We start from the raw sequence: 20764 nt of genomic DNA, 5'->3' as shown, positions 1-20764 counted from the left end.
TCACGGCGCACGCCCCACCCACAACAAGCGCTCAACCCGGGGGCAGCGAGCGCCGGTGGGGCCGGAAGGCTGCTGGGGGTTCCCGGACGGGATGCCCCCTGCTGCCTGGAGAGCCCGCGCTCCCCGTCCCGCAGTCAATCGAAGCCCTTCCGCCCCATCAGCGCCCAGCGCACTGCTCCCGCACCGCGCTGCTCCCCGGGGTCACTTGCCCTTGCCCGCCGAAATCGGCACGACGTTGTCGTGCACCGCCGCGCCGAACGCCTGTTCCTTGAGTTGCGAGAGTTGATCGCGCAGCCTCGCCGCCTTCTCGAACTCGAGGTTGCGCGCATGCTCCAGCATCTGCTTCTCCAGCTGCTGGATGCGCTTGCTGAGGTCTTTCTCGCTCATCGCCTCGACCTCCGCGGCCTCGGCGATGACCTTGGCGTCGTCGCGGCCCGGCTTGTCGCTGTAGACGCCGTCGATCAGGTCACGGATACGCTTGACCACGCCGCGCGGCGTGATGCCGTTGGCCTCGTTGAACGCGATCTGCTTGGCGCGGCGGCGCTCGGTCTCGCCGATGGCCTTCTTCATCGATTCGGTGATGCGATCCGCATACAGGATCGCCTTCCCGTTCACGTTGCGCGCCGCCCGGCCGATGGTCTGGATCAGGCTGCGCTCGGCGCGCAGGAAGCCTTCCTTGTCCGCGTCCAGGATCGCCACAAGCGAGACCTCCGGGATGTCCAAGCCTTCGCGCAGCAGGTTGATGCCGACCAGCACGTCGAAGGTGCCCAGCCGCAGGTCGCGCAGGATCTCGACCCGCTCGACGGTGTCCACGTCCGAGTGCAGGTAGCGCACCTTCACGCCGTTGTCGCTGAGGTACTCCGTCAGCTGCTCGGCCATGCGCTTGGTCAGCGTGGTGATCAGCACGCGCTCGTTGATCTCGATGCGATCGCGGATCTCCTGCAGCACGTCGTCCACCTGGTGCGTCGCCGGTCTGACCTCGACCACCGGATCCACCAGCCCCGTCGGCCGCACCAGCTGCTCGACGACCGCGCCCGCCTGGCGCTTCTCGTAGTCGCCCGGCGTCGCGCTGACGAAGATGGCCTGGCGCATCTTGCGCTCGTACTCCTCGAACTTCAGCGGCCGGTTGTCCATCGCCGACGGCAATCTGAAGCCGTAGTCCACCAGCGTGCTCTTGCGCGCCCGATCGCCGTTGTACATGGCGCTGAACTGGCCGATCAGCACGTGGCTCTCGTCCAGGAACATCAGCGCGTCCGGCGGCAGGTAGTCGACCAGCGTCGGCGGCGGATCGCCGGGCGCGGCCTGCGAGAGGTGGCGCGTGTAGTTCTCGATGCCCTTGCAGTGGCCCACCTCCTGCAGCATCTCCAGGTCGAAGCGCGTGCGCTGCTCCAGCCGTTGCGCCTCGACCAGCTTGCCCTCCTTGATGAAGAAGGCCACGCGCTCGCGCAGTTCCTCCTTGATCGTCTCGATCGCCGCGACCACGCGGTCGCGCGGCGTCACGTAATGGCTGGATGGATAGACCGTGAAGCGCGGGATTTTCTGCCGGATCTGGCCGGTCAGCGGATCGAAGAGCGTCAGCCCCTCGACCTCGTCGTCGAAAAGCTCGATGCGCAGCGCCAGCTCCGAGTGCTCCGCCGGGAAGACGTCGATGGTGTCGCCGCGCACGCGGAAGTGGCCGCGGGTGAATTCCATCTCGTTGCGCGTGTACTGCATGCGCGCCAGCTGCTGGATGATGTCGCGCTGGCCGAGCTTGTCGCCCACCCGCAGCGTCATCACCATCTGGTGATAGTCGCTCGGGTTGCCGATGCCGTAGATCGCCGACACCGACGCCACGATCACCACGTCGCGCCGCTCCAGCAGGCTCTTGGTGCAGGACAGCCGCAGCTGCTCGATCTGCTCGTTGATCGCGCTGTCCTTCTCGATGAACAGGTCGCGCTGCGGGACGTAGGCCTCGGGCTGGTAGTAGTCGTAGTAGCTGACGAAGTACTCGACCGCGTTCTTCGGGAAGAACTCGCGGAACTCGCTGTACAGCTGCGCCGCCAGCGTCTTGTTGGGCGCGAAGACAATCGCCGGCCGGCCCAGCCGCGCGATCGTGTTGGCCATGGTGAAGGTCTTGCCCGAGCCCGTCACGCCCAGCAGCGTCTGGAAGCTTTCGCCGTCATTGACGCCTTCCACCAGCTGCTGGATGGCGGTGGGTTGGTCGCCCGCCGGCGGGTAAGGCTGGAACAGCTGGAACGGAGAGCCTTCGAAAGAGACGAATTCGCCCTTCGGCGGCGCACCCACCTCGGGCGTCTGCGCCTCGGGCGAAGCGGACTTCTTCGCCTTGGCGGCGGGGATTGAGGGCGTGGCGGCGGTGGATCGGCTCATCAGGGTTTCCCAGGGGCAACGCTTGTTCCCTGCCTACAATCGGCGGGCTTCGCTGGGCGCGCGGGAGGCGCCTCGGGCGTCAGGACGCGACAGCGTAGCGCAGCCGGACGGGTTTCTCCCGTCGTGCCCTTCCCGCTCTTGCCAACGCACTGTCAGGAAAGCCTCCATGTCCCTGTTCGCCGCCGTCGCCATGGCCCCCCGCGACCCCATCCTGGGTCTGAACGAGCAATTCAACGCCGATCCGAATCCCGCCAAGGTCAATCTGGGCGTGGGCGTCTATTACGACGACAACGGCAAGCTCCCGCTGCTGGCCTGCGTGGCCGCCGCCGAGGCGCAGATGCAGGCGGCCCCCAAGCCGCGCGGCTACCTGCCCATCGACGGCATCGCCGCCTATGACGCGGCCGTGCAGGGCCTGGTCTTCGGCGCCGACAGCGAAGTCCTCAAGGCCAAGCGCGTGGCCACCGTGCAGGCCCTGGGCGGCACCGGCGGCCTGAAGATCGGCGCCGACTTCCTCAAGCGCCTGAACCCCGGCGCCAAGGTGCTGATCTCCGACCCGTCCTGGGAAAACCACCGCGCGCTGTTCACCAATGCCGGCTTCCCGGTCGAGACCTATCCCTACTACGACGCCGCCAACCGCGGCATCGACTTCGCCGGCATGCTGGGCGCGCTGAACGCCGCGCCGGCCGGCACGGTCGTCGTACTGCACGCCTGCTGCCACAACCCGACCGGCTACGACCTGACGCCCGCCCAGTGGGCGCAGGTCGTCGAGGCGGTCAAGGCGCGCGGCCTGGTCGCCTTCCTCGACATGGCCTACCAGGGCTTCGGCGAAGGCATCGCCGAGGACGGCGCCGTGATCCAGCAGTTCCTGGCCGCCGGCCTGGACTTCTTCGTCTCGACCAGCTTCTCCAAGAGCTTCTCGCTCTATGGCGAGCGCGTCGGCGCGCTGAGCGTGGTCTGCGCCTCCGCCGAGGAAGCGACCAAGGTCCTGAGCCAGCTCAAGATCGTGATCCGCACCAACTACTCCAACCCGCCGACGCACGGCGCCCAGGTCGTGGCCACCGTGCTGTCCACGCCCGCGCTGCGCGCCCAGTGGGAAGAGGAACTGGCCGGCATGCGGGTGCGCATCAAGCAGATGCGCGAGGCGCTGGTCGCCGAGCTCCAGGCCGCCGGCATCACTGACGACCTGAGCTACGTCACCCGCCAGAAGGGCATGTTCAGCTACAGCGGCCTGTCCGCCGAGCAGATGCAGCGCCTGCGCTCGGAGTTCGGCGTCTACGGCGTCGATTCGGGCCGCATCTGCGTGGCGGCGCTCAACAGCAAGAACCTCAAGCCGGTTGCCGCCGCGATCGCCGCGGTCAAGAAGGTCTGACCCTTCCTCGCCGCCACACTTCGATGCGCTGATCGCACGATCGGCGCTCGAACCCAGGGCCGGTACCGCCGCAAGCGGGCCGGCCCTGCGCATTTATGGCGAAATCCGCCGGTTCGAAGTCCCTGCCGCGGCCCCCGACGGCACGCCGGCGACACACACTTCCGATGGCCGGGACCTAGAATTGCTGCGTTGCACAACGGGTGCCAGCTTTCGCCTCACTCCCCCTCGAGAGGTCCGCCAGATGCTCTACCAGCTTTATGAAACCCAGCGCGCGTTGCTGAGCCCGTTCTCCGAGTTCGCCAGCGCCACCGCCAAGCTCTACAGCCATCCGCTGTCGCCGTTCGCGCACACGCCGCTGTCGCACCGGATGTCCGCCGGTCTGGATCTCATGCACCGGCTGGCCAAGGAGTATGAGAAGCCGGAATTCGAGATCACCAGCGTCGAGGTGGACGGCATCGACGTCGCGGTGCAGGAACTGGTGGCGCTGGAGAAGCCCTTCTGCCGCCTGCTGCGCTTCAAGCGCTACACCGACGACCCGGCCGTGCTGGCCAAGATGAAGGCGCAGCCGACGGTGCTGGTCGTGGCGCCGCTGTCCGGCCACCACAGCACGCTGCTGCGCGACACGGTCAAGCAGCTGCTCAAGGACCACAAGGTCTACATCACCGACTGGACCGACGCCCGCATGGTGCCGCTCGAAGCCGGTCCCTTCCACCTCGACGACTACATCTACTACGTCCAGGACTTCATCCGCCACGTCGGCGAGGACTGCCACGTGATCTCGGTCTGCCAGCCGACGGTGCCGGTGCTGGCGGCGATCTCGCTGATGGCCTCCAAGGGCGAGACCACGCCGCGCTCGATGACGATGATGGGCGGCCCGATCGACGCCCGCAAGAGCCCGACCGCGGTCAACAACCTGGCGATGAACAAGAGCTACAGCTGGTTCGAGAACAACGTCATCTACCGCGTGCCGACCAACTTCCCGGGCGCGGGGCGCGAGGTCTACCCCGGCTTCCTGCAGCACACCGGCTTCGTGGCGATGAATCCGGACCGCCACCTGAGCTCGCACTACGACTACTTCCTCGATCTGGTGCGCGGCGACGACGACAGCGCCGAGTCCCACCGCCGCTTCTACGACGAGTACAACGCCGTGCTGGACATGCCGGCCGAGTATTACCTGGACACGATCAAGACGGTGTTCCAGGACTTCGCGCTGGTCAACGGCACCTGGGATGTCGGCGGCGACCTGGTGCGTCCGCAGGACATCACCCAGACCGCGCTGCTGACCGTGGAGGGCGAGCTGGACGACATCTCCGGCGCCGGCCAGACCAAGGCCGCGCATGAGCTGTGCAGCGGCATCGACGCGAAGAACCAGTTCCACTACGACGCGATCGGCGCCGGTCACTACGGCATCTTCTCGGGCCGTCGCTGGCGCGAGAAGGTCTACCCGGTGATCCGCGACTTCATTGCCAAGTACGATGCGGCCCCGTTGCACCAGCCCGCCGCGGCCAAGCGCGCGCCCCGACCGGCGACGCGCCGTCCGCGCAAGCCGACCGAGTGAACCCCGCCCCGTCCGATTCCGCCTCCGCTGACCCGTCCGCCCCCCCGTCTGCCGGCCTGGTGGACGCTGCCTTCGACGCGCTCGTCGAAGGCCTGAACCAGGCCTTGCCGCAGACGCAGTGCACGCGCTGCGGCTATCCCGATTGCCATTCCTACGCGCATGCGATCGCGCGCGGCGAGGCCGCCATCAACCAGTGCCCGCCCGGCGGCGCCGAGGGCATCGCGCGACTGGCCGCCCTCACCGCCCGCGAGGCGCTGCCGCTCAACCCCGAGCACGGCCTCGAGGGTCCGCGCCGGCTCGCGGTCATCGACGAGGACTGGTGCATCGGCTGCACGCTCTGCATCAAGGCCTGCCCGGTCGACGCGATCGTTGGCAGCAACAAGCTGATGCATCACGTCATCGACGCGGACTGCACCGGTTGCGAACTCTGCATCCCGGTCTGCCCGGTGGATTGCATTTCACTGGCCGAGGTCACGCCAGGGCGCAGCGGCTGGTCCGCCTGGAGCCCGGCGCAGGCCGAGCGCGCCCGCGAGCGCTACCGCTGGCACGAGATCCGCGTCGAGCGCGAACGCCGCGAGCACGACGACCGCCTCGAGGCCAAGGCGCGCCACAAGCTGGATCACCTCGAGTCGGAAACCCGGCTCACCGACGCGGCCCAGATCGATCGCAAGCGGGCCGTCATCGAAGCCGCGCTGGCGCGCGCCCGGGCCAAGCGCGGCGCCTGAGCCGCCCCGCATCGCCCTTCCCCGTCCCCCCTCCGCTCGCACGCCCTGCCCGCACCGGCCACTCGCCATGAACCAGACCCAGATCCGCGAGTTCTTCGAGATCCTCCGCACCGCCAACCCGTCGCCGCAAACCGAACTCGAATACGCCAGCGTCTTCGAGCTGCTGGCCGCGGTGCTGCTCTCGGCCCAGGCGACCGACGTCGGCGTCAACAAGGCGACGCGCCGGTTGTTCGTCGTGGCCAACACGCCGCAAAAGATCCTCGAACTGGGCGAGGAGCGGCTCGCCGAATACATCAAGACGATCGGCCTTTACAAGACCAAGGCGAAGAACCTGCACGCCACCTGCCGCATCCTGGTCGAGCAGTATGGCGGCGCGGTGCCGCAGAGCCGCGAGGCGCTGGAGTCGCTGCCCGGCGTCGGCCGCAAGACGGCCAACGTGGTGCTGAACGTCGCCTTCGGCGAAGCGACGATGGCGGTGGACACGCACATCTTCCGTGTCGGCAACCGCACCGGCCTCGCGCCCGGCAAGAACGTGCTGGAAGTCGAACAGCAACTGCTGGCGCGTGTGCCGCAGGAATTCCTCGTCGATGCCCACCACTGGCTGATCCTGCATGGGCGTTATGTGTGCCAGGCGCGCCGGCCGCTGTGCGAGCGTTGCGCCGTCGTCGCGCAATGTGACAGTGCGCCGATGGCTGCGGCGCGTTGAGCGAACCCGGCCCCCTACAATCCGCGCGTCCATCCGTCAGGGAAGCCATGTCCAGCATCACCGACCTCGTCGACCGCGTGGAGCGCCTGCTGGTGCGCCACGAGGAATTGAAGCGCACGAACACGCTGCTCGAGCAGCAGGTGCAGGCGCTCACGCTGGAGCGCGACAGCCTGCGTTCGCGCCTGGCCGCGGCGCGCGGGCGCATCGATGCGCTGCTCGACCGCCTGCCGGTGGAGGCGGCCGATCTCCTCGACGGCAGCGACGGATCCGAGGCCACCGACTCTCGAAAGACGGGCGCATGAAGCAAATGGAAGTCACGATCATGGGCCAGAGCTACCTGCTCGGCTGCCCCGAAGGCGGCGAGGCCGCGCTGCAGAAGGCGGTCGCCCGGGTCGACAAGGAAATGTGCGCGATCCGCGATGCGGGCCGCATCAAGGCGCGTGAGCGCATCGCGGTGCTGGCGGCGCTGAACCTGGCCTATTCGCTGACCGAAGTCGGCGCCTCGCCCGCGGCTGGCGATGCCGCCGAGGCAGGCGCTGGCGACAGCGGTACGAGTGCCGGACAGCTGCCTGCACCGGATCTTGAAACGCTGATGAAGCGGCTCGATGAAGCCCTGGTGCAAGACGGGCAACTGCTGTGATCGCCGCGGCTCGCCGCGTAGAATCCGCTCCGTCCACTGCGTTCGCGTGAGTTTTATATTTCCTTGAACCGATGCTCTCGCGAGCAAGGGCTTGGAACATTACCTGGCTGGTGTGAGCGTCTCGCGTCAGATGAACCCGAAGCCATGTTGACCTCGCCCACCTGTACCCCTAGGGTTCAGGAATGCGGCTCACGGCTCGCCGTGGACACCTCTTCCCGAAACCGCGCCTGACCGCTCAGAGCGCGGTTTTTTCATGGTCGACGGCCGGCGCCGCGGCGCCGCCGATCTCGCGGGGTTTCACCTTGAGCACTGCCCAGCCCTCCCAGCCCACCGGCGACGCGCCGCAGTACTGGCTGATGAAGTCCGAGCCGGACGAGGCCTCGATCGATCACCTGCAGGCCGCCGGCGAGTTGCCCTGGACCGGCGTGCGCAACTACCAGGCGCGCAACTTCATGCGCGATCAGATGCGCATCGGCGACGGGGTGCTGTTCTATCACTCGTCCTGTCCGGAGCCGGGCATCGCCGGCTTCGCCGAGGTCAGCAGCACCGCCTATCCGGACGCCACGCAATTCGATCCGGCCAGCCCCTACTTCGACCCGAAGTCCAAGCCTGAAGCGCCCCGCTGGTCGCATGTGGACGTGCGCTTCGTGCGCAAGACGCGGCTGCTGAGCCTGGCGGAGATGAAGCGCGATCCGGTGTTGTCGCAGATGCGCACGCTGCAGCCGGGCAACCGCTTGTCGATCACGCCGGTCACGGCGGCGGAGTGGCGGCGCCTCCAGGCCCTGCTCGCCTGAGCGGCGGGCGACGGGGCGGGCGCGGCGGGCCCTCAGCCCATGCCGAACGGGATCGACGCCAGCACGACCTGGTTGCCGCCGCGGCGCTGGGCTTCCTTGACCGCCATCTCGGCGGCGCCCAGCAGCTCCTCCTGGCGCGACGCGGTATGCGGGAAGCTCGCGACGCCCATCGACAGGGACAGTCCGATGTCCTGCCCATGCAGCACGACGATCTGCGCATGGCACTGGCGGCGCAGCTGTTCCATGCGCGCATGCGCCGTTGCCAGGCCCACGCCCGACAGCAGCACCGCGAACAGGTCGTCGCCGATGCGGCAGGCCGCGTCCATCGCGCGGGTGTTGGCGCGCAGCATGCGCCCCAGGCCCTCGAGCAGGCGCTGGCGCGCCTCCTCGCCCAGTCCGGCCTCGGCCGTGACCGGATCCAGCGCGATCAGCACCAGCGTGAATTCGCGGTGCTCGCGCGTCGAGAGATCGATCTCGCGCAGCAACTGGTCGTCGAACTGCGCGCGCATGTAGAGCCCCGACACCTCGTCGCGGCCGCTGCCCTGCTGCAGCTCGCGCCGCATCTGCTCGAGCGACTTCTGCTGCTGCTCGAGTTGCTGCAGCGCGCGCTGCAGATGCGTTTCGCGATGGCGTTCCTCGGTCTTGTCGCTCCACAAGGCCATCACGTGTTCCTGGCCCAGCGGGAAGCGCATGACCATGAACTCGCGGCGGCGGCCGCCGATCTCGAGGCGGTGCTCGGAACTCACGACGCCGCGCTGGGCCAGCGTGGCCTGCTCGGAGCGGCGCATCGCCTGGACTTCGTCGCCGCGCATCAGGTCGGCGTCGGTCGCGCCGACGATGCCGGCCTCGATCCGGCCGAACAGTTCGCCCATGGCCGGGCTCGCGAAGACGTAGCGCCCGGTGGCCATCGACTTCACGGTCAGGCAGGCGCCGGTCGGTTCCAGCAGGCCGAGCAGGCCGGCCGCGACATGTGCCTGGGGCGTTCCCGACGACGCCAGCCAGGCATCGAAGCTGGCGGGCGCGGGCGTCGCGGCGGCGTTTAATTCCATGGGTCGGGCCGGGCCGGGGATTCCCCTGGCGGTCGAATGGTGGTGGATCGAATGTAGATGGGTGCCGGTCGCCCGGGCAAGTGCCGACCACGATCGCGGGGGCTCTCTCCCCCTAAGCTTGGGGTCAGGCATCCTAGCGTGCCGCGAGAGAGGGCCACGGCGATGCACTTCCCCCAGCGCGCCGACGCGAAGCGCGCGCGGCGGCAGCGCGTGAAAAAGTCACGCCTGGGATGAAACCGTCGGCGCGGGACGTGATGAGCGCGGGGCCCGCCGCATCGCGCTCGCAGGCGTCCGGGCACGTCGACCCGCTTCAATTTGGCGGACCGTCAAAAATGAGGCTAGAATCCGCGTTTTGCTGGCAAACCCTGCGCGTCGATTCGGAAGTGGAATCCGGATACTCCGCTTCGAAGGCAAGCCCTTCCTCGCGAACACCGAGCGCTATTTGAAGGAATTTCATGACCACCATTCGCGTCAAAGAAAACGAGCCGTTCGACGTGGCCCTGCGCCGCTTCAAGCGCACCATCGAGAAGCTGGGCCTGCTCACCGAGCTGCGCGCCCGCGAGTTCTACGAGAAGCCGACCGCCGAGCGCAAGCGCAAGAAGGCTGCCGCCGTGAAGCGCCACTACAAGCGCGTGCGCAGCATGCAGCTGCCCAAGAAGCTGTACTGATCGAAGGATCGGACCGCTTCGGCACCGGGGACCCTCGCTGAGCGCTCCCCACTGCCCGAACAGCACAGAAAGCCCGCGCAGGACGCTGCCGCGGGCTTTTTTGTCTCCGCGCCGCACCGGCCCGCGACGGCCGATGATCTCCGCGAGACCGAGAAACGCATTTCGAGAGAGAAGCAAGGAGCCCTCATGAGCCTGAAGGAACAGATCACCGAAGACATGAAGACGGCGATGCGCGCCAAGGACAGCGAGCGCCTGGGCACGATCCGCCTGCTGCTGGCCGCCGTGAAGCAGAAGGAAGTGGACGAGCGCGTGACGGTGGACGACGTGATGCTGGTGGGCATCGTCGACAAGCTGATCAAGCAGCGCAAGGACTCGATCAGCCAGTTCACCGCCGCCGGCCGGCAGGACCTGGCCGACAAGGAAACCGCCGAGCTGAAGGTGCTGGAGGTCTACCTGCCGCAGCGCCTGAGCGAGGACGAGATCAAGGCCGAGGTCGCCGCGATCGTGGCCGAGCTGGGCGCCAAGGGCCCGGCCGACATGGGCAAGGTGATGGGCGCCGTGAAGGGCAAGCTCGCGGGCAAGGCCGACATGGGCCTGGTCTCGGCCGCGGTGAAGGCCGCGCTGGCGGGCTGAGCCCCTTCCCGCCGCGTCCGCTTCCGATTCAACGACAGGAGCCTCCATGGAACTGACCGTCCAACAACTGACGCCCGATTTCTGCGTCGCGCCGCAGCTGACGCCGGACACGATGGCCGCACTGGCCGCGGCCGGCTTCAAGTCGGTGATCAACAACCGCCCGGATTTCGAGGGCGGCCCGGACCAGCCCACCAGCGAGCAGGTCCGCGTCGCGGCCGAGGCGGCGGGCCTGGTCTACCACCACCTGCCGGTGCAGGGCGGCTACCAGTCCCCGGAGGAGATCGCCGCGATGCGCGCGCTGCTCGACGAGGCGCCCAAGCCGGTGCTGGCGTTCTGCCGCTCCGGCGCGCGCTCGACCCGGCTCTTCGCCTCCGCGATGCAGCTCGACGCCTGACGCGTCCCGACCACCGCGCCCAAGGGCGCCGCAGGCCCTGGTCCCCGACCGGGGCCTTCTTTTTTCTCCCTTCCGCGGTCCTCAGGGCTTTCCCGGAACAGCGTACGAAATCAGGTCGCCGTCAGCGCTCGCTGGCTACAGTCCGCGTCTACGACAAGAAACGAGCCCTCCCCCGTCGCGGGCTCACATGGAGACCTGGATTCCTCGATGAACGCCCTGCTTGCTTTCGCCAAGGGCATCGACTGGCTGACGGACCGGTTCGGCACGCTTGCCGCCTGGGCCGTCCTGCTGTCGTGCTTGATCAGCGCCGCCAATGCGGTGATTCGCTACGGCCTGGACATCAGCTCCAACGCCTTCCTCGAGATCCAGTGGTACCTGTTCGCCGTCTGCGTGATGGGCGGCGCGGCGCAGGTGCTGCGCCTGAACGAGCATGTGCGGGTCGACATCCTCTACGCGCGCTGGCGCGGGCACGGCAAGGTCTACATCGACCTGTTCGGCCTGATCGTCTTCCTGATCCCGGTGATGGCCTACGCGGGCTGGCTGTCCTGGGACTTCTTCCTGGGCAAGCTCATGACCGGCATGCGGCCGGACGACACGATCGCGACGCTCGGCCTGGGCGGCTACCTGCACAAGCTGTTCACCAGCGGTGAGGTGTCGGGCAACGCGGGTGGACTGATCCGCTGGCCGGCCGCGCTGACCTTGCCGGTCGGCTTCGGGCTGGTGTTCCTGCAAGGACTTTCGGAGGTGATCAAGCGCCTGGGTTACCTGGCCCATCTCGTCGAGATGGACACCCACTACGAGAGGCCGCTGCAATGATCACGATGGAGCAATTCCCCCCGCTGATGTTCGCGGGGCTGATCATCATCATGCTGATCGGTTTCCCCGTGGCCTTCTCGCTGGCCGCCCTGGGCCTGGCCTGCGGATTCTTCGCGGTGAGCCAGGGCTGGTTCCCGCCGGAGTTCATGACGGCGCTGCCGCAGAACGTCTTCGGCATCCTGTCCAACGACCTGCTGCTGGCGATCCCGTTCTTCACCCTGATGGGTGCGCTGCTGGAGAAATGCGGCCTGGCCGAGGACATGCTCGATTCGATGGGCCAGCTCTTCGGTCCGGTGCGCGGCGGGCTGGGCTACTCGGTCATCATCGTCGGTTTCATCCTGGGCGCGATCACCGGCACGGTGGCCGGCCAGGTGATCGCGATGGCGATGATCTCGCTGCCGGTGATGATGCGCTACGGCTACAACATGCGCTACGCGACCGGGGTGCTGGCGGCGTCCGGGACGATCACGCAGCTGGTGCCGCCCTCGCTGGTGCTGGTGGTGCTGGCGGACCAGCTCGGCAAGCCGGTGGGCGACATGTACAAGGGCGCCTGGGGCCCGTCGATCCTGCAGGTGCTGATCTTCGCGCTCTACACCTTCGCGCTGTCGCGGCTCAAGCCGGAGCACGTGCCCGGCGTGCCCAAGGAAGCGCGCACGCTGGACGGCTGGGCGCTGTGGAAGAAATGCCTGCGCGGCATCATCCCGTCGGCGGTGCTGATCTTCGCGGTGCTGGGCTCGATGGGCGGCCTGCCCGGCATCAACACGGCGATCTGCACGCCGACCGAGGCCGGCGCGATGGGCGCGGTGGGCGCCTTCATCCTGGCCGCGTCGCACCGGCGCCTGAACTGGCCGGTGGTCCGCGAAGCCATGATCGGCACGATGCGCATCACCGCGATGGTGGTGTTCATCCTGATCGGCTCGCGCACCTTCTCGCTGGTGTTCCAGGGCGTGGAAGGCGGCAAGTGGATCGAGCACATGCTGACCAGCCTGCCAGGCGGTCAGATCGGGTTCCTGATCGTGGTGAACCTGTTCATCTTCTTCCTGGCGTTCTTCCTGGACTTCTTCGAAATCGCCTTCATCATCCTGCCGCTGCTGGGCCCGGTCGCCGACAAGATGGGCATCGACCTGGTGTGGTTCGGCGTGATGCTGTGCGTGAACATGCAGACCAGCTTCATGCATCCGCCCTTCGGCTTCGCGCTGTTCTACCTGCGGGGCATCTCGGATTCACTGTTCAAGACCGGCGCGCTGCCGCGGCGTGTGCTGTCGAGCGACATCTACCTGGGCTCCATCCCCTGGGTGGTGATGCAGCTGATCCTGGTGGCGATCGTCATCTTCTTCCCGGTGACGGTGACCGCCTTCCTGGACAAGGCCGAAGCGGTCGACATGGACAAGGCCACCGAGATGCTGCAGGGCATCGATGCCGGGCAGGCGGAACGCGTCGACCCGAATGCGGACACGAACGCGCTGTTCGGATTGCCGCCGGAAGCGGCGTCGGCGGCCTCCGCGCCGGCGTCCGAGGCCGAGGACCCGATGGAGGCCGTGCGACGCTCGCTGGAAGACAAGAAATAGCGGCGCGCGCCTCAGCGCGTCGACGGTGGCATGTTCGAGGCCTCCTTGATGCGCTGCCACGCATCCTTCACGGCGGGCTTGGCGCGCGCCCAGTCGAGCGACGACCCCTTGCGCTGCTCGCCCCAGTCGCGATGCAGTTCGGCCTCGAAATCGTCGAAGTCACGGTCCGGATAACGCGCGAACGCATCGACGCCGTAGGCATACGCCGGGCCAAAGTCGTCATGGGTGTCGCCTTGCTGGATGTACGGCCGCTTGGCGTAGTTGTCGCGCCAGTAGGCGGCCTCCTGCTCGCGGTCGTAGGCGTGGTCTCGTCGTTCGTCGAAGTCGGGCATGAGGAACTCCTGCGGTCTGGATGACCGTGAACGGCAAGTCCCATGCCCTGCCCGCTTCCCGCTGGCGGGCCGCCGCCGACGCCGGCCCGGCCCTCACTGCGACGAGACCATCTTGAGCCCGACGATGCCCACGGCAATCAGCCCGATGCAGGCCAGCCGGGCCGGCGAGGCGGATTCGCCCAGCAGCACGATGCCCGCGATCGCGGTGCCGACCGCGCCGATGCCGGTCCAGATCGCATAGGCCGTGCCGACCGGCAGGTGCTTCAGCGCCCAACCCAGCAGCACCACGCTGGTCACCATCGCCAGCACGGTGCCCACCGTCGGCCACGGCCGGGTGAAGCCCTCCGTGTACTTCAGGCCGACGGCCCATCCGATCTCGAACAGCCCCGCCAAGAACAGCACACCCCACACCATGTCGAACTCCTTGTTGAGGGCGTCGGCGCGTTGAGCGTGGCCGCCCTGCGCCGAGGCCTTGATTCACGATGGGACGGACTGTATGTTCGCCATCCTGATAGTTGAAGTCAGAATCCATCAACCCGACTGATAGATCAACCCCTCACTCGCCATCCCTCCCAAGGACCCGCCATGGCCTTCGACCTGGACAATCTCCGCGTCTTCCTCGCCGCGATCGACCACGGCTCGTTCTCCGCCGCCGCCCGTGCGCTGGGCCGGGTGCCGTCGGCGGTGAGCATGACGATCGCCCACCTGGAGGCCGAACTCGACCTGCCGCTCTTCGACCGCGCCGGCCGCGAACCCGTGCCCACGCCGCAGGCGCTCGCGCTGGTCCCGCAGGCGCGCCGGCTGGCCGAGCAGTTCGGCCAGCTCAATCGGCACGCACTGTCCATGACGCAGGGCCTGGAGCCGTCGCTGGTGATCGCGGTCGCGCCTGAACTGGTCGCGGCGACGCCGTGGAGCGACGCGCTGACGACCTTGTCGACCGAGTTCCCGCTGCTGGAGATCGAGGTGCTGACCGCGCCGCAGGCGGATGCGCTGGCGATGCTGAAATCCGGGCGCGCGCAGCTGGCGCTGGTGTTCGAGCGCCAGGGCCTGGACCCGTCCGAGCAGTTCCAGGAAGTGGCCCGCGAGACGCTGGTCGCCGTCGTCGCCGCCTCGCATCCGATGCTCGCGCGCGAGGCCTCGGCGCTGCGCGACGAGCACCTGATCGCCGAGCGCCAGATCCTGGTCGCTGGCCGCGATGCCTGCGACGTCGACAAGCGGATCTCGGTCTCGCGGGTGCAGTGGCGCACCGACAGCCCGGTCGCGGCGCTGCGCATGGTGTCGGCCGGGCTGGGCTGGGCCTGGTTGCCGTCCGGTTTCGTGCGCGCGGCGCTGGCCTCGGGCGAGCTGGTCCAGATTCCCGCCGGCAACTTCACCACCGCGCTACAGCTCTACGTCGACGTGGTGTGGACGCAGACCCGGCCCCTGGGCTTGGCGGCGCGGCGCTTCGTCGAGTTGCTGAACGGCCGCTCAGGCTGCTCGGGCGCGATCGCGAGCGACCGCGCCGCGCCGGCGGCACCCGCCGCGGCCTTCAGCGCCTTCAGCGATAGCGCTCCGGATCGGGCGAGTCCGTCGGCTGCGCCACCACGCGCCGGAAAGCGGCGTTCATCGGCAGCTTCAGGTTGATGCCGGAGGGCGGCAGCGGGGACTCGAACCAGCGTCTGTAGATCGTGTGGATCTCGCCGCTGCGGTACAGGCCGACCAGCACGTCGTCGACCATGGTCTTGAACATCGGATCGTCGCGGTTCAGCCCGATCGCGTAGGGCTCGACCGTGAGCGCCCGGTCGGAGATCACGTAGTCGTCGGGCGAGACCGCCGACCCCTGCTGCGCCAGCAGGCTGCGGATGATGACGTCGTCCATCATGAAGGCGTCGGCGCGGCCACTGCGCAGCAGCTGGAAGGCGTCCGGATCGTCCAGCCCCGCGACGATGCGGATGCCCAGCCCCAGTTGCTCGTTGACCTTGGCCAGGTGCTGGATGCTGGTCGTGCCGATGGTGCTCACCACCGGCCGGCCGCGCAGGTCGGACAGGCTCTGCACCTTCTCGCCATGGCGCGTCATCAGCTTGGTCTCGGCCACGAAGATGGTCACCGAGAAGGCCTGGCTGCGGGCCCGCTCCGCGGTGTTGGTGGTGATGCCGCACTCCATGTCCAGCGTGCCGTTGCTGACCATCGGCATGCGCGTCGCCGAGCCCACCGCCACGCGCCGCACCTCCAGGTCAGGCAGCTTCAGCCGCGTGCGCAGCGAGGCGATCACGCGCTCGCACAGTTCGACGGAATAGCCGGTGGGACGCAGCTGCGCGTCGAGGTAGGAGAACGGCGCCGATGCCGGCCGATAGCCCAGGACGATGACGCCGGTCTCGCGGATGCGGGCCAGCGTCGGCCCCTCGGGCGGCTGCGCCGGACGCACCACCGGAGCCGGCTTGGCGGCCGCCGCCTGCGCGGCCGGTGCGGCCACGCCCAGGCCCAAAGCAAAACCGAGGACCGCGCCGAAACACCGCCCGCGCATCCGCGCGACAGCCTGCCCAGCGCGCACCAGGCGCGTCGTGAAAAAGGAGGCTCGCCACGCCGCGCCCATGCTCAGCCCTCGCGGTCCTCGCCGCGGCGGGGCGAGGCCTCGCCCTCCTGGCCGAGCGCCTCCGCGTCCAGCCGTCGCAGCTCGTCCATCCGGGCACCGATCTTGATCTCCAGGCCACGCGGCACCGGCTCGTAGAAGCGCTGGTCCTCGAGGCCGTCCGGCAGGTACTGCTCGCCGGCCACATAGGCGCCGGGGAAGTCATGCGCGTAGCGGTAGGCCTTGCCGTAGCCCAGCTCCTTCATGAGCCGCGTCGGCGCATTGCGCAGATGCACCGGCACCGGCCGCGAACTGTCCTGCTTGATCAGCGCGCGCACCTGGTTGTAGGCGTTGTAGACGGCGTTGGACTTGGGCGCGATCGCCAGGTACACGACCGCCTGCGCCAGCGTCAGCTCGCCTTCGGGCGACCCCAGGCGCTCGTAGGTCTCGGCGGCATCCAGGCAGATCCGCAGCGCGCGCGGATCTGCGTTGCCGATGTCCTCGCTGGCCATGCGGATCAGGCGGCGCGTGATGTAGCGCGCGTCGACGCCGCCATCGAGCATGCGCACCAGCCAGTACAGCGCCGCGTCGGGGTTGGAGCCGCGCACCGACTTGTGCAGCGCCGAGATCACGTCGTAGAACTGGTCACCGCCCTTGTCGTAGCGCCGCAGCTGCTCGCCCAGGGTGCGCTCCAGCAGCGCCTCGTCGATCTCCGCCGTGTCCGCCGGCGTCAGTTGCGCGACCGTCTCCAGCGTGTTGAGCAGCCGCCGGGCGTCACCGTCGGCATAACCGATCAGGCGCTGGGTGGCGGCCTCGCTGACCGGCGGCGCACCCAGGGCCTCGCGCCCGCGCGCCAGCAGCTCGCGCATGTCCTGCTCGTCGAGCGACTTCAGCACATGCACCGTCGCGCGCGAGAGCAACGCCGAATTGACCTCGAAGGACGGGTTCTCCGTCGTCGCGCCGATGAAGCTGAACAGGCCGGACTCGACATGCGGCAGGAAGGCATCCTGCTGCGCCTTGTTGAAGCGGTGGACCTCGTCGACGAACACGATCGTGCGCCGCCCCTGCCCGGCTGCGGCCAGGGCGCGCTCGACCGCCTCGCGGATGTCCTTGACGCCGCCCAGCACCGCCGAGATCGCGATGAACTGCGCGTCGAAGAACTGCGCCATCAGCCGCGCCAGCGTCGTCTTGCCGACGCCCGGCGGGCCCCACAGGATCATCGAATGCGGCCGGCCGCTCTCCAGCGCGACGCGCAGCGGCATGCCGGGCCCGAGCAGGTGGCGCTGGCCGACGACCTCGTCGAGCTGACGCGGCCGCAGCCGCTCCGGCAGCGGCGCGTGCTTGCCCGGCGCCCCCATGGCCGGCGGCCCGCTGGGAACGGGATCGAACTCGTCCGGGAAGAGCGACGCGTTGCTCATCGGTGCAGGCTCGAAGCTCGGTCAGGGTTGGCGCGCGATGTCCGTACCCGGCGGCGGCGTGAAGCGGAAGCGCTCGGCCGACACCTTGGCATTGGGCTCCACCGCGCTGAACTGCATCACCGATTGCTGGCCGAAGCCGTCGACGATCTCCAGCGCCGACAGCTCGCGTCCCTTGAAGCCCAGCTTCAGGCTCTGCAAGCCGCTGTCGTTGCGCCGCGGCGTCGCCTGCACCCAGTCCAGCCCGTTGGCCGCCGGCAGCGCCTTCAGCGTGAAGTCCCGCGACAGGTCGCCCCCGGCGAGCAGCGCCACCGGCGTCGCGCCCAGCGCCTGGTCCATCTGCCGAACCGTGGCCTGCTGCAGGTCCGGGTCGTAGATCCAGACCTCCTTGCCGTCGGCCACGATCAGTTGCTCGGCCGGCTTCGCATAGGCGAAGCGGAACTGGTTCGGCCGCTGGAACTCGAAGGTGCCGGTGGTGGTCTTCTTGCGCTTGCCATCCGGCGCGGTGACCGTCTGCGTGAAGCTGGCGCGGCCGCTCTTCACCTCGGTCACGAACTGCTGCAGCGCGCTCACGCCGTCGGCATGGGCCAGCGCGGCGGCCCCCAGCAGCGCCACGCCCGCGACCGCGCGGGTCGCGCGAAGGCCGCGGAGCGACAGGGAACGGAGCGATTGAAGCGAATGGAGCGGGTGGAGCGGATGGGCCATGGGATGCTCGTCGACGAGGGCGTGGATGCTTGAACGGAGCGGGAGGTGCGGAAGGCGAGGAACGCGGCGGCCGGCGCGGTTCATTCCTCCCGCTTGGGCACGATGATGTCGCGGTTGCCGTTGGTGGCCATCGACGACACCAGGCCCGATTTCTCCATCTGCTCCAGCAAGCGGGCGGCCCGGTTGTAGCCGATGCGCAGGTGGCGTTGCACCAGCGAGATCGAGGCCCGTTTGTGCTGCAGCACCACGGCCACTGCCTGGTCGTACATCGGATCGGATTCGCCGTCGCCGCCGGCGGCCAGGCCGGGCAGGCCATCGCCGCCGCCGTCCCCGTCGAGCACGCCGCCCTCGAGGATGCCCTCGATGTAGTTCGGCTCGCCGCCCTGCTCCTTCAGGTAGTCGACGACACGATGCACCTCGTCATCGCTGACGAACGCGCCGTGCACCCGCACCGGCAACCCGGTGCCCGACGCCATGTAGAGCATGTCGCCCATGCCCAGCAGCGCTTCGGCGCCCATCTGGTCGAGGATGGTGCGCGAGTCGATCTTGCTCGAGACCTGGAAGGACAGGCGGGTCGGGATGTTGGCCTTGATCAGGCCGGTGATCACGTCCACCGACGGGCGCTGCGTCGCCAGGATCAGGTGGATGCCGGCGGCACGGGCCTTCTGGGCCAGGCGCGCGATCAGTTCCTCGATCTTCTTGCCGACCACCATCATGAGGTCGGCCAGTTCGTCGATCACGACGACGATGTGCGGCAACCGGTCCAGCGGCTCCGGCTCCTCGGGCGTCAGGCTGAACGGGTTGGGGATCTTCTCCTCGCGCTCGGCCGCGTCGGCGATCTTCTTGTTGTAGCCGGCCAGGTTGCGCACGCCCATCTTGGACATGAGCTTGTAGCGCCGCTCCATCTCGTTGACGCACCAGTTCAGCGCGTTGCCGGCCTGCTTCATGTCGGTCACGACCGGCGCCAGCAGGTGGGGGATGCCCTCGTAGACGCTCATTTCCAGCATCTTGGGGTCGATCAGGATCAGGCGGACGTCGCGGGCCTCGGCCTTGTAGAGCAGCGACAGGATCATCGCGTTGATGCCCACCGACTTGCCCGAACCGGTCGTGCCGGCAACCAGGCAGTGCGGCATCTTCGCCAGGTCGGCCACGACCGGCATGCCGACGATGTCCTTGCCCAGGCCCATCGTGAGCGGCGACGCCGCGTCGGCATAGACCTGCGAGCCGAGGATTTCCGACAGCCGGATCGTCTGGCGCCGCGCGTTGGGCAGCTCCAGCGCCATGTAGTTCTTGCCGGGGATGGTCTCGACCACGCGGATCGACACCAGGCTCAGCGAGCGCGCCAGGTCCTTGGCCAGGCCCAGGATCTGCGCGCCCTTCACGCCGGTGGCCGGTTCGATCTCGTAGCGCGTGATCACCGGACCGGGCGAGGCGGCCACCACCCGCACCTCGACGCCGAAGTCCTTCAACTTCTTCTCGATCATGCGGCTGGTCATCTCCAGCGACTCGGGCGTGACGGTCTCGATGCGCGGCGGCGGCGCATCCAGCAGGTCGACCTGCGGCAGCTTGGCGTCGGCCGGATCGGTGAACAGCGTCTGCTGACGCTCCTTGATCACGCGCGTGGACTTGGGCACCTCGACCACCGGCGGCTCGATGACGATCGGGATGTGGTGCTCCTCCTCGACCAGCCGCTCGACCTCGACGATGGCCTCGCGCTCGCGCTTGGCTTCCTTGCCGACGCGCTTGTCCTCGGCGATCTCGCGGCGGACCTCGCGCTTCTCGATCAGGCGTTCGATCGAGGCGCCGATCTGCTCGGACAGCTTCAGCCACGAGAATTTCAGCGCCAGCGACACGCCGGCCACCAGCGCGGCGATCCACACGACGCCCGAACCGGCGAAGCCCAGCAGCTTCATGCTGGCCGGTCCCAGCAGGTAACCCAGGACGCCGCCGGCATGGCCCGGCAGGTACGACTCCCAGCCGTACAGGCGCGTCCACTCGAGCGCGCAACTCGCCGCCAGCAGCAGCACCAGGCCGCCGATCGCCGGCAGGCGTTCCTTCAGCGTGGGGAGCGGGCTGCCGTCGGCGCGCAGCAGGCGGGCCAGGCCGCTCAGCCAGGCGCGCAGCGACACCAGCATCAGCCACCAGCAGGAGTAGCCGAAGCCGAAGAGCATCAGGTCGGAGATCCAGGCGCCCAGCGATCCGACGCGGTTGTGCGTCGGCCCGGCGGTGCCGGCGGTGCTGAAGGCGGCGTCGGCGCGGTCATGGCTGACCATCGCGAGCAAGACCAGGCACCAGACCAGCGCGCCGACCAGCAGCCACAGCGGCGTGCGCAGCGGGCTGGGCGGCGTGGGCGCCACCGCGGCAGCGGCGGCGGCCTTCTTGGACTTGCGCGCCGGCGCGGGGCGCTCGGGCGACGTGGCGGCGTCGTCACCACCGCCCAGCAGGGAACCGGGAAAACTCATCCCGCGATTGTGACG

21 protein-coding genes are annotated in these 20764 nt (G+C 68.6%); 13 read left to right on the top strand and 8 right to left on the bottom strand.

What is annotated here, in order from left to right; all coding sequences use genetic code 11:
- Positions 1 to 201: 201 nt before the first annotated feature.
- Positions 202 to 2367, bottom strand: coding sequence for an excinuclease ABC subunit UvrB (gene uvrB / locus FHT37_RS04195; protein WP_183479043.1), 2166 nt, complete (start codon positions 2365 to 2367; stop codon positions 202 to 204).
- A 166-nt stretch (positions 2368 to 2533) separates the two neighbouring features.
- Between uvrB and FHT37_RS04190 the strand changes: the two genes are divergently transcribed.
- From FHT37_RS04190 to FHT37_RS04160, 7 genes are all read left to right on the top strand, one after another.
- Positions 2534 to 3736 (top strand): amino acid aminotransferase, encoded by a 1203-nt coding sequence (locus FHT37_RS04190; protein ID WP_183479041.1) that lies wholly within the window; start codon positions 2534 to 2536, stop codon positions 3734 to 3736.
- A gap of 241 nt (positions 3737 to 3977) precedes the next feature.
- Entirely contained in the window at positions 3978 to 5294 is a 1317-nt protein-coding gene (locus FHT37_RS04185) for a polyhydroxyalkanoate depolymerase (protein ID WP_183479039.1), read from the top strand.
- Between the two features lie 59 nt (positions 5295 to 5353).
- On the top strand, positions 5354 to 6019 hold the full coding sequence (gene rsxB, locus FHT37_RS04180) for an electron transport complex subunit RsxB (RefSeq protein WP_147241757.1): 666 nt from the start codon (positions 5354 to 5356) through the stop codon (positions 6017 to 6019).
- A 67-nt stretch (positions 6020 to 6086) separates the two neighbouring features.
- Positions 6087 to 6725 carry an endonuclease III gene (gene nth, locus FHT37_RS04175; RefSeq protein ID WP_183479037.1) on the top strand — a complete coding sequence of 213 codons (639 nt, stop codon included), beginning with the start codon at positions 6087 to 6089 and terminating at the stop codon, positions 6723 to 6725.
- 47 nt (positions 6726 to 6772) lie between these two features.
- Positions 6773 to 7027: a cell division protein ZapB gene (locus FHT37_RS04170; RefSeq protein WP_147241750.1), complete on the top strand. Its 255-nt coding sequence runs from the start codon at positions 6773 to 6775 to the stop codon at positions 7025 to 7027.
- Complete coding sequence (locus FHT37_RS04165) at positions 7024 to 7365, top strand: cell division protein ZapA (RefSeq protein WP_091724256.1); 342 nt, start codon at positions 7024 to 7026, stop codon at positions 7363 to 7365. Before FHT37_RS04170 ends, FHT37_RS04165 begins: the two co-directional genes overlap by 4 nt.
- 356 nt (positions 7366 to 7721) lie before the next feature.
- Positions 7722 to 8159 carry an EVE domain-containing protein gene (locus FHT37_RS04160; RefSeq protein ID WP_183481240.1) on the top strand — a complete coding sequence of 146 codons (438 nt, stop codon included), beginning with the start codon at positions 7722 to 7724 and terminating at the stop codon, positions 8157 to 8159.
- Positions 8160 to 8191: 32 nt separating this feature from the next.
- On the opposite strand, the gene FHT37_RS04155 is transcribed toward FHT37_RS04160, so the two are convergent.
- Complete coding sequence (locus FHT37_RS04155; RefSeq protein WP_091724255.1) at positions 8192 to 9208, bottom strand: GGDEF domain-containing protein; 1017 nt, start codon at positions 9206 to 9208, stop codon at positions 8192 to 8194.
- A gap of 455 nt (positions 9209 to 9663) precedes the next feature.
- Here FHT37_RS04155 and rpsU point away from each other — a divergent pair, with 455 nt between their 5' ends.
- The 5 genes from rpsU (at position 9664) to FHT37_RS04130 (ending at position 13287) form a co-directional block, all read left to right on the top strand.
- Positions 9664 to 9876: a 30S ribosomal protein S21 gene (gene rpsU / locus FHT37_RS04150; RefSeq protein ID WP_012346814.1), complete on the top strand. Its 213-nt coding sequence runs from the start codon at positions 9664 to 9666 to the stop codon at positions 9874 to 9876.
- A 186-nt stretch (positions 9877 to 10062) separates the two neighbouring features.
- On the top strand, positions 10063 to 10509 hold the full coding sequence (locus FHT37_RS04145; protein ID WP_099859742.1) for a GatB/YqeY domain-containing protein: 447 nt from the start codon (positions 10063 to 10065) through the stop codon (positions 10507 to 10509).
- A gap of 46 nt (positions 10510 to 10555) precedes the next feature.
- On the top strand, positions 10556 to 10903 hold the full coding sequence (locus FHT37_RS04140) for a TIGR01244 family sulfur transferase (RefSeq protein ID WP_091724253.1): 348 nt from the start codon (positions 10556 to 10558) through the stop codon (positions 10901 to 10903).
- Between the two features lie 207 nt (positions 10904 to 11110).
- Positions 11111 to 11719: a TRAP transporter small permease subunit gene (locus tag FHT37_RS04135; RefSeq protein WP_091724252.1), complete on the top strand. Its 609-nt coding sequence runs from the start codon at positions 11111 to 11113 to the stop codon at positions 11717 to 11719.
- Complete coding sequence (locus FHT37_RS04130) at positions 11719 to 13287, top strand: TRAP transporter large permease subunit (protein ID WP_183481227.1); 1569 nt, start codon at positions 11719 to 11721, stop codon at positions 13285 to 13287. Before FHT37_RS04135 ends, FHT37_RS04130 begins: the two co-directional genes overlap by 1 nt.
- Positions 13288 to 13298: 11 nt before the next feature.
- On the opposite strand, the gene FHT37_RS04125 is transcribed toward FHT37_RS04130, so the two are convergent.
- Together FHT37_RS04125 and sugE are read right to left on the bottom strand one after the other, a co-directional pair.
- Positions 13299 to 13619, bottom strand: coding sequence for a hypothetical protein (locus FHT37_RS04125; RefSeq protein WP_147241751.1), 321 nt, complete (start codon positions 13617 to 13619; stop codon positions 13299 to 13301).
- Positions 13620 to 13712: 93 nt separating this feature from the next.
- Positions 13713 to 14033: a quaternary ammonium compound efflux SMR transporter SugE gene (sugE, locus tag FHT37_RS04120; protein ID WP_091724250.1), complete on the bottom strand. Its 321-nt coding sequence runs from the start codon at positions 14031 to 14033 to the stop codon at positions 13713 to 13715.
- Between the two features lie 171 nt (positions 14034 to 14204).
- Between sugE and FHT37_RS04115 the strand changes: the two genes are divergently transcribed.
- Positions 14205 to 15242, top strand: a complete 1038-nt coding sequence (locus FHT37_RS04115) for a LysR family transcriptional regulator (protein WP_183479035.1) — start codon at positions 14205 to 14207, stop codon at positions 15240 to 15242.
- Here the strand turns inward: FHT37_RS04115 and FHT37_RS04110 are convergent.
- The 4 genes from FHT37_RS04110 to FHT37_RS04095 form a co-directional block, all read right to left on the bottom strand.
- Entirely contained in the window at positions 15157 to 16071 is a 915-nt protein-coding gene (locus FHT37_RS04110) for an amino acid ABC transporter substrate-binding protein (protein ID WP_183479033.1), read from the bottom strand. The two genes, FHT37_RS04115 and FHT37_RS04110, sit on opposite strands and share 86 nt — an antisense overlap.
- 122 nt (positions 16072 to 16193) lie before the next feature.
- Complete coding sequence (locus FHT37_RS04105; protein ID WP_183481224.1) at positions 16194 to 17525, bottom strand: replication-associated recombination protein A; 1332 nt, start codon at positions 17523 to 17525, stop codon at positions 16194 to 16196.
- Positions 17526 to 17606: 81 nt separating this feature from the next.
- Positions 17607 to 18287, bottom strand: a complete 681-nt coding sequence (gene lolA, locus FHT37_RS04100) for an outer membrane lipoprotein chaperone LolA (protein ID WP_183479031.1) — start codon at positions 18285 to 18287, stop codon at positions 17607 to 17609.
- A gap of 80 nt (positions 18288 to 18367) precedes the next feature.
- Complete coding sequence (locus FHT37_RS04095) at positions 18368 to 20749, bottom strand: DNA translocase FtsK (protein WP_183479029.1); 2382 nt, start codon at positions 20747 to 20749, stop codon at positions 18368 to 18370.
- Positions 20750 to 20764: the final 15 nt, after the last annotated feature.

The sequence above is a fragment of the Mitsuaria sp. BK037 genome (assembly GCF_014193045.1).
Taxonomy (GTDB): Bacteria; Pseudomonadota; Gammaproteobacteria; order Burkholderiales; family Burkholderiaceae_C; genus Roseateles.
Note: the sequence above shows the minus strand (reverse complement) of the source record. Positions and strands in the feature narration are given on the sequence as shown.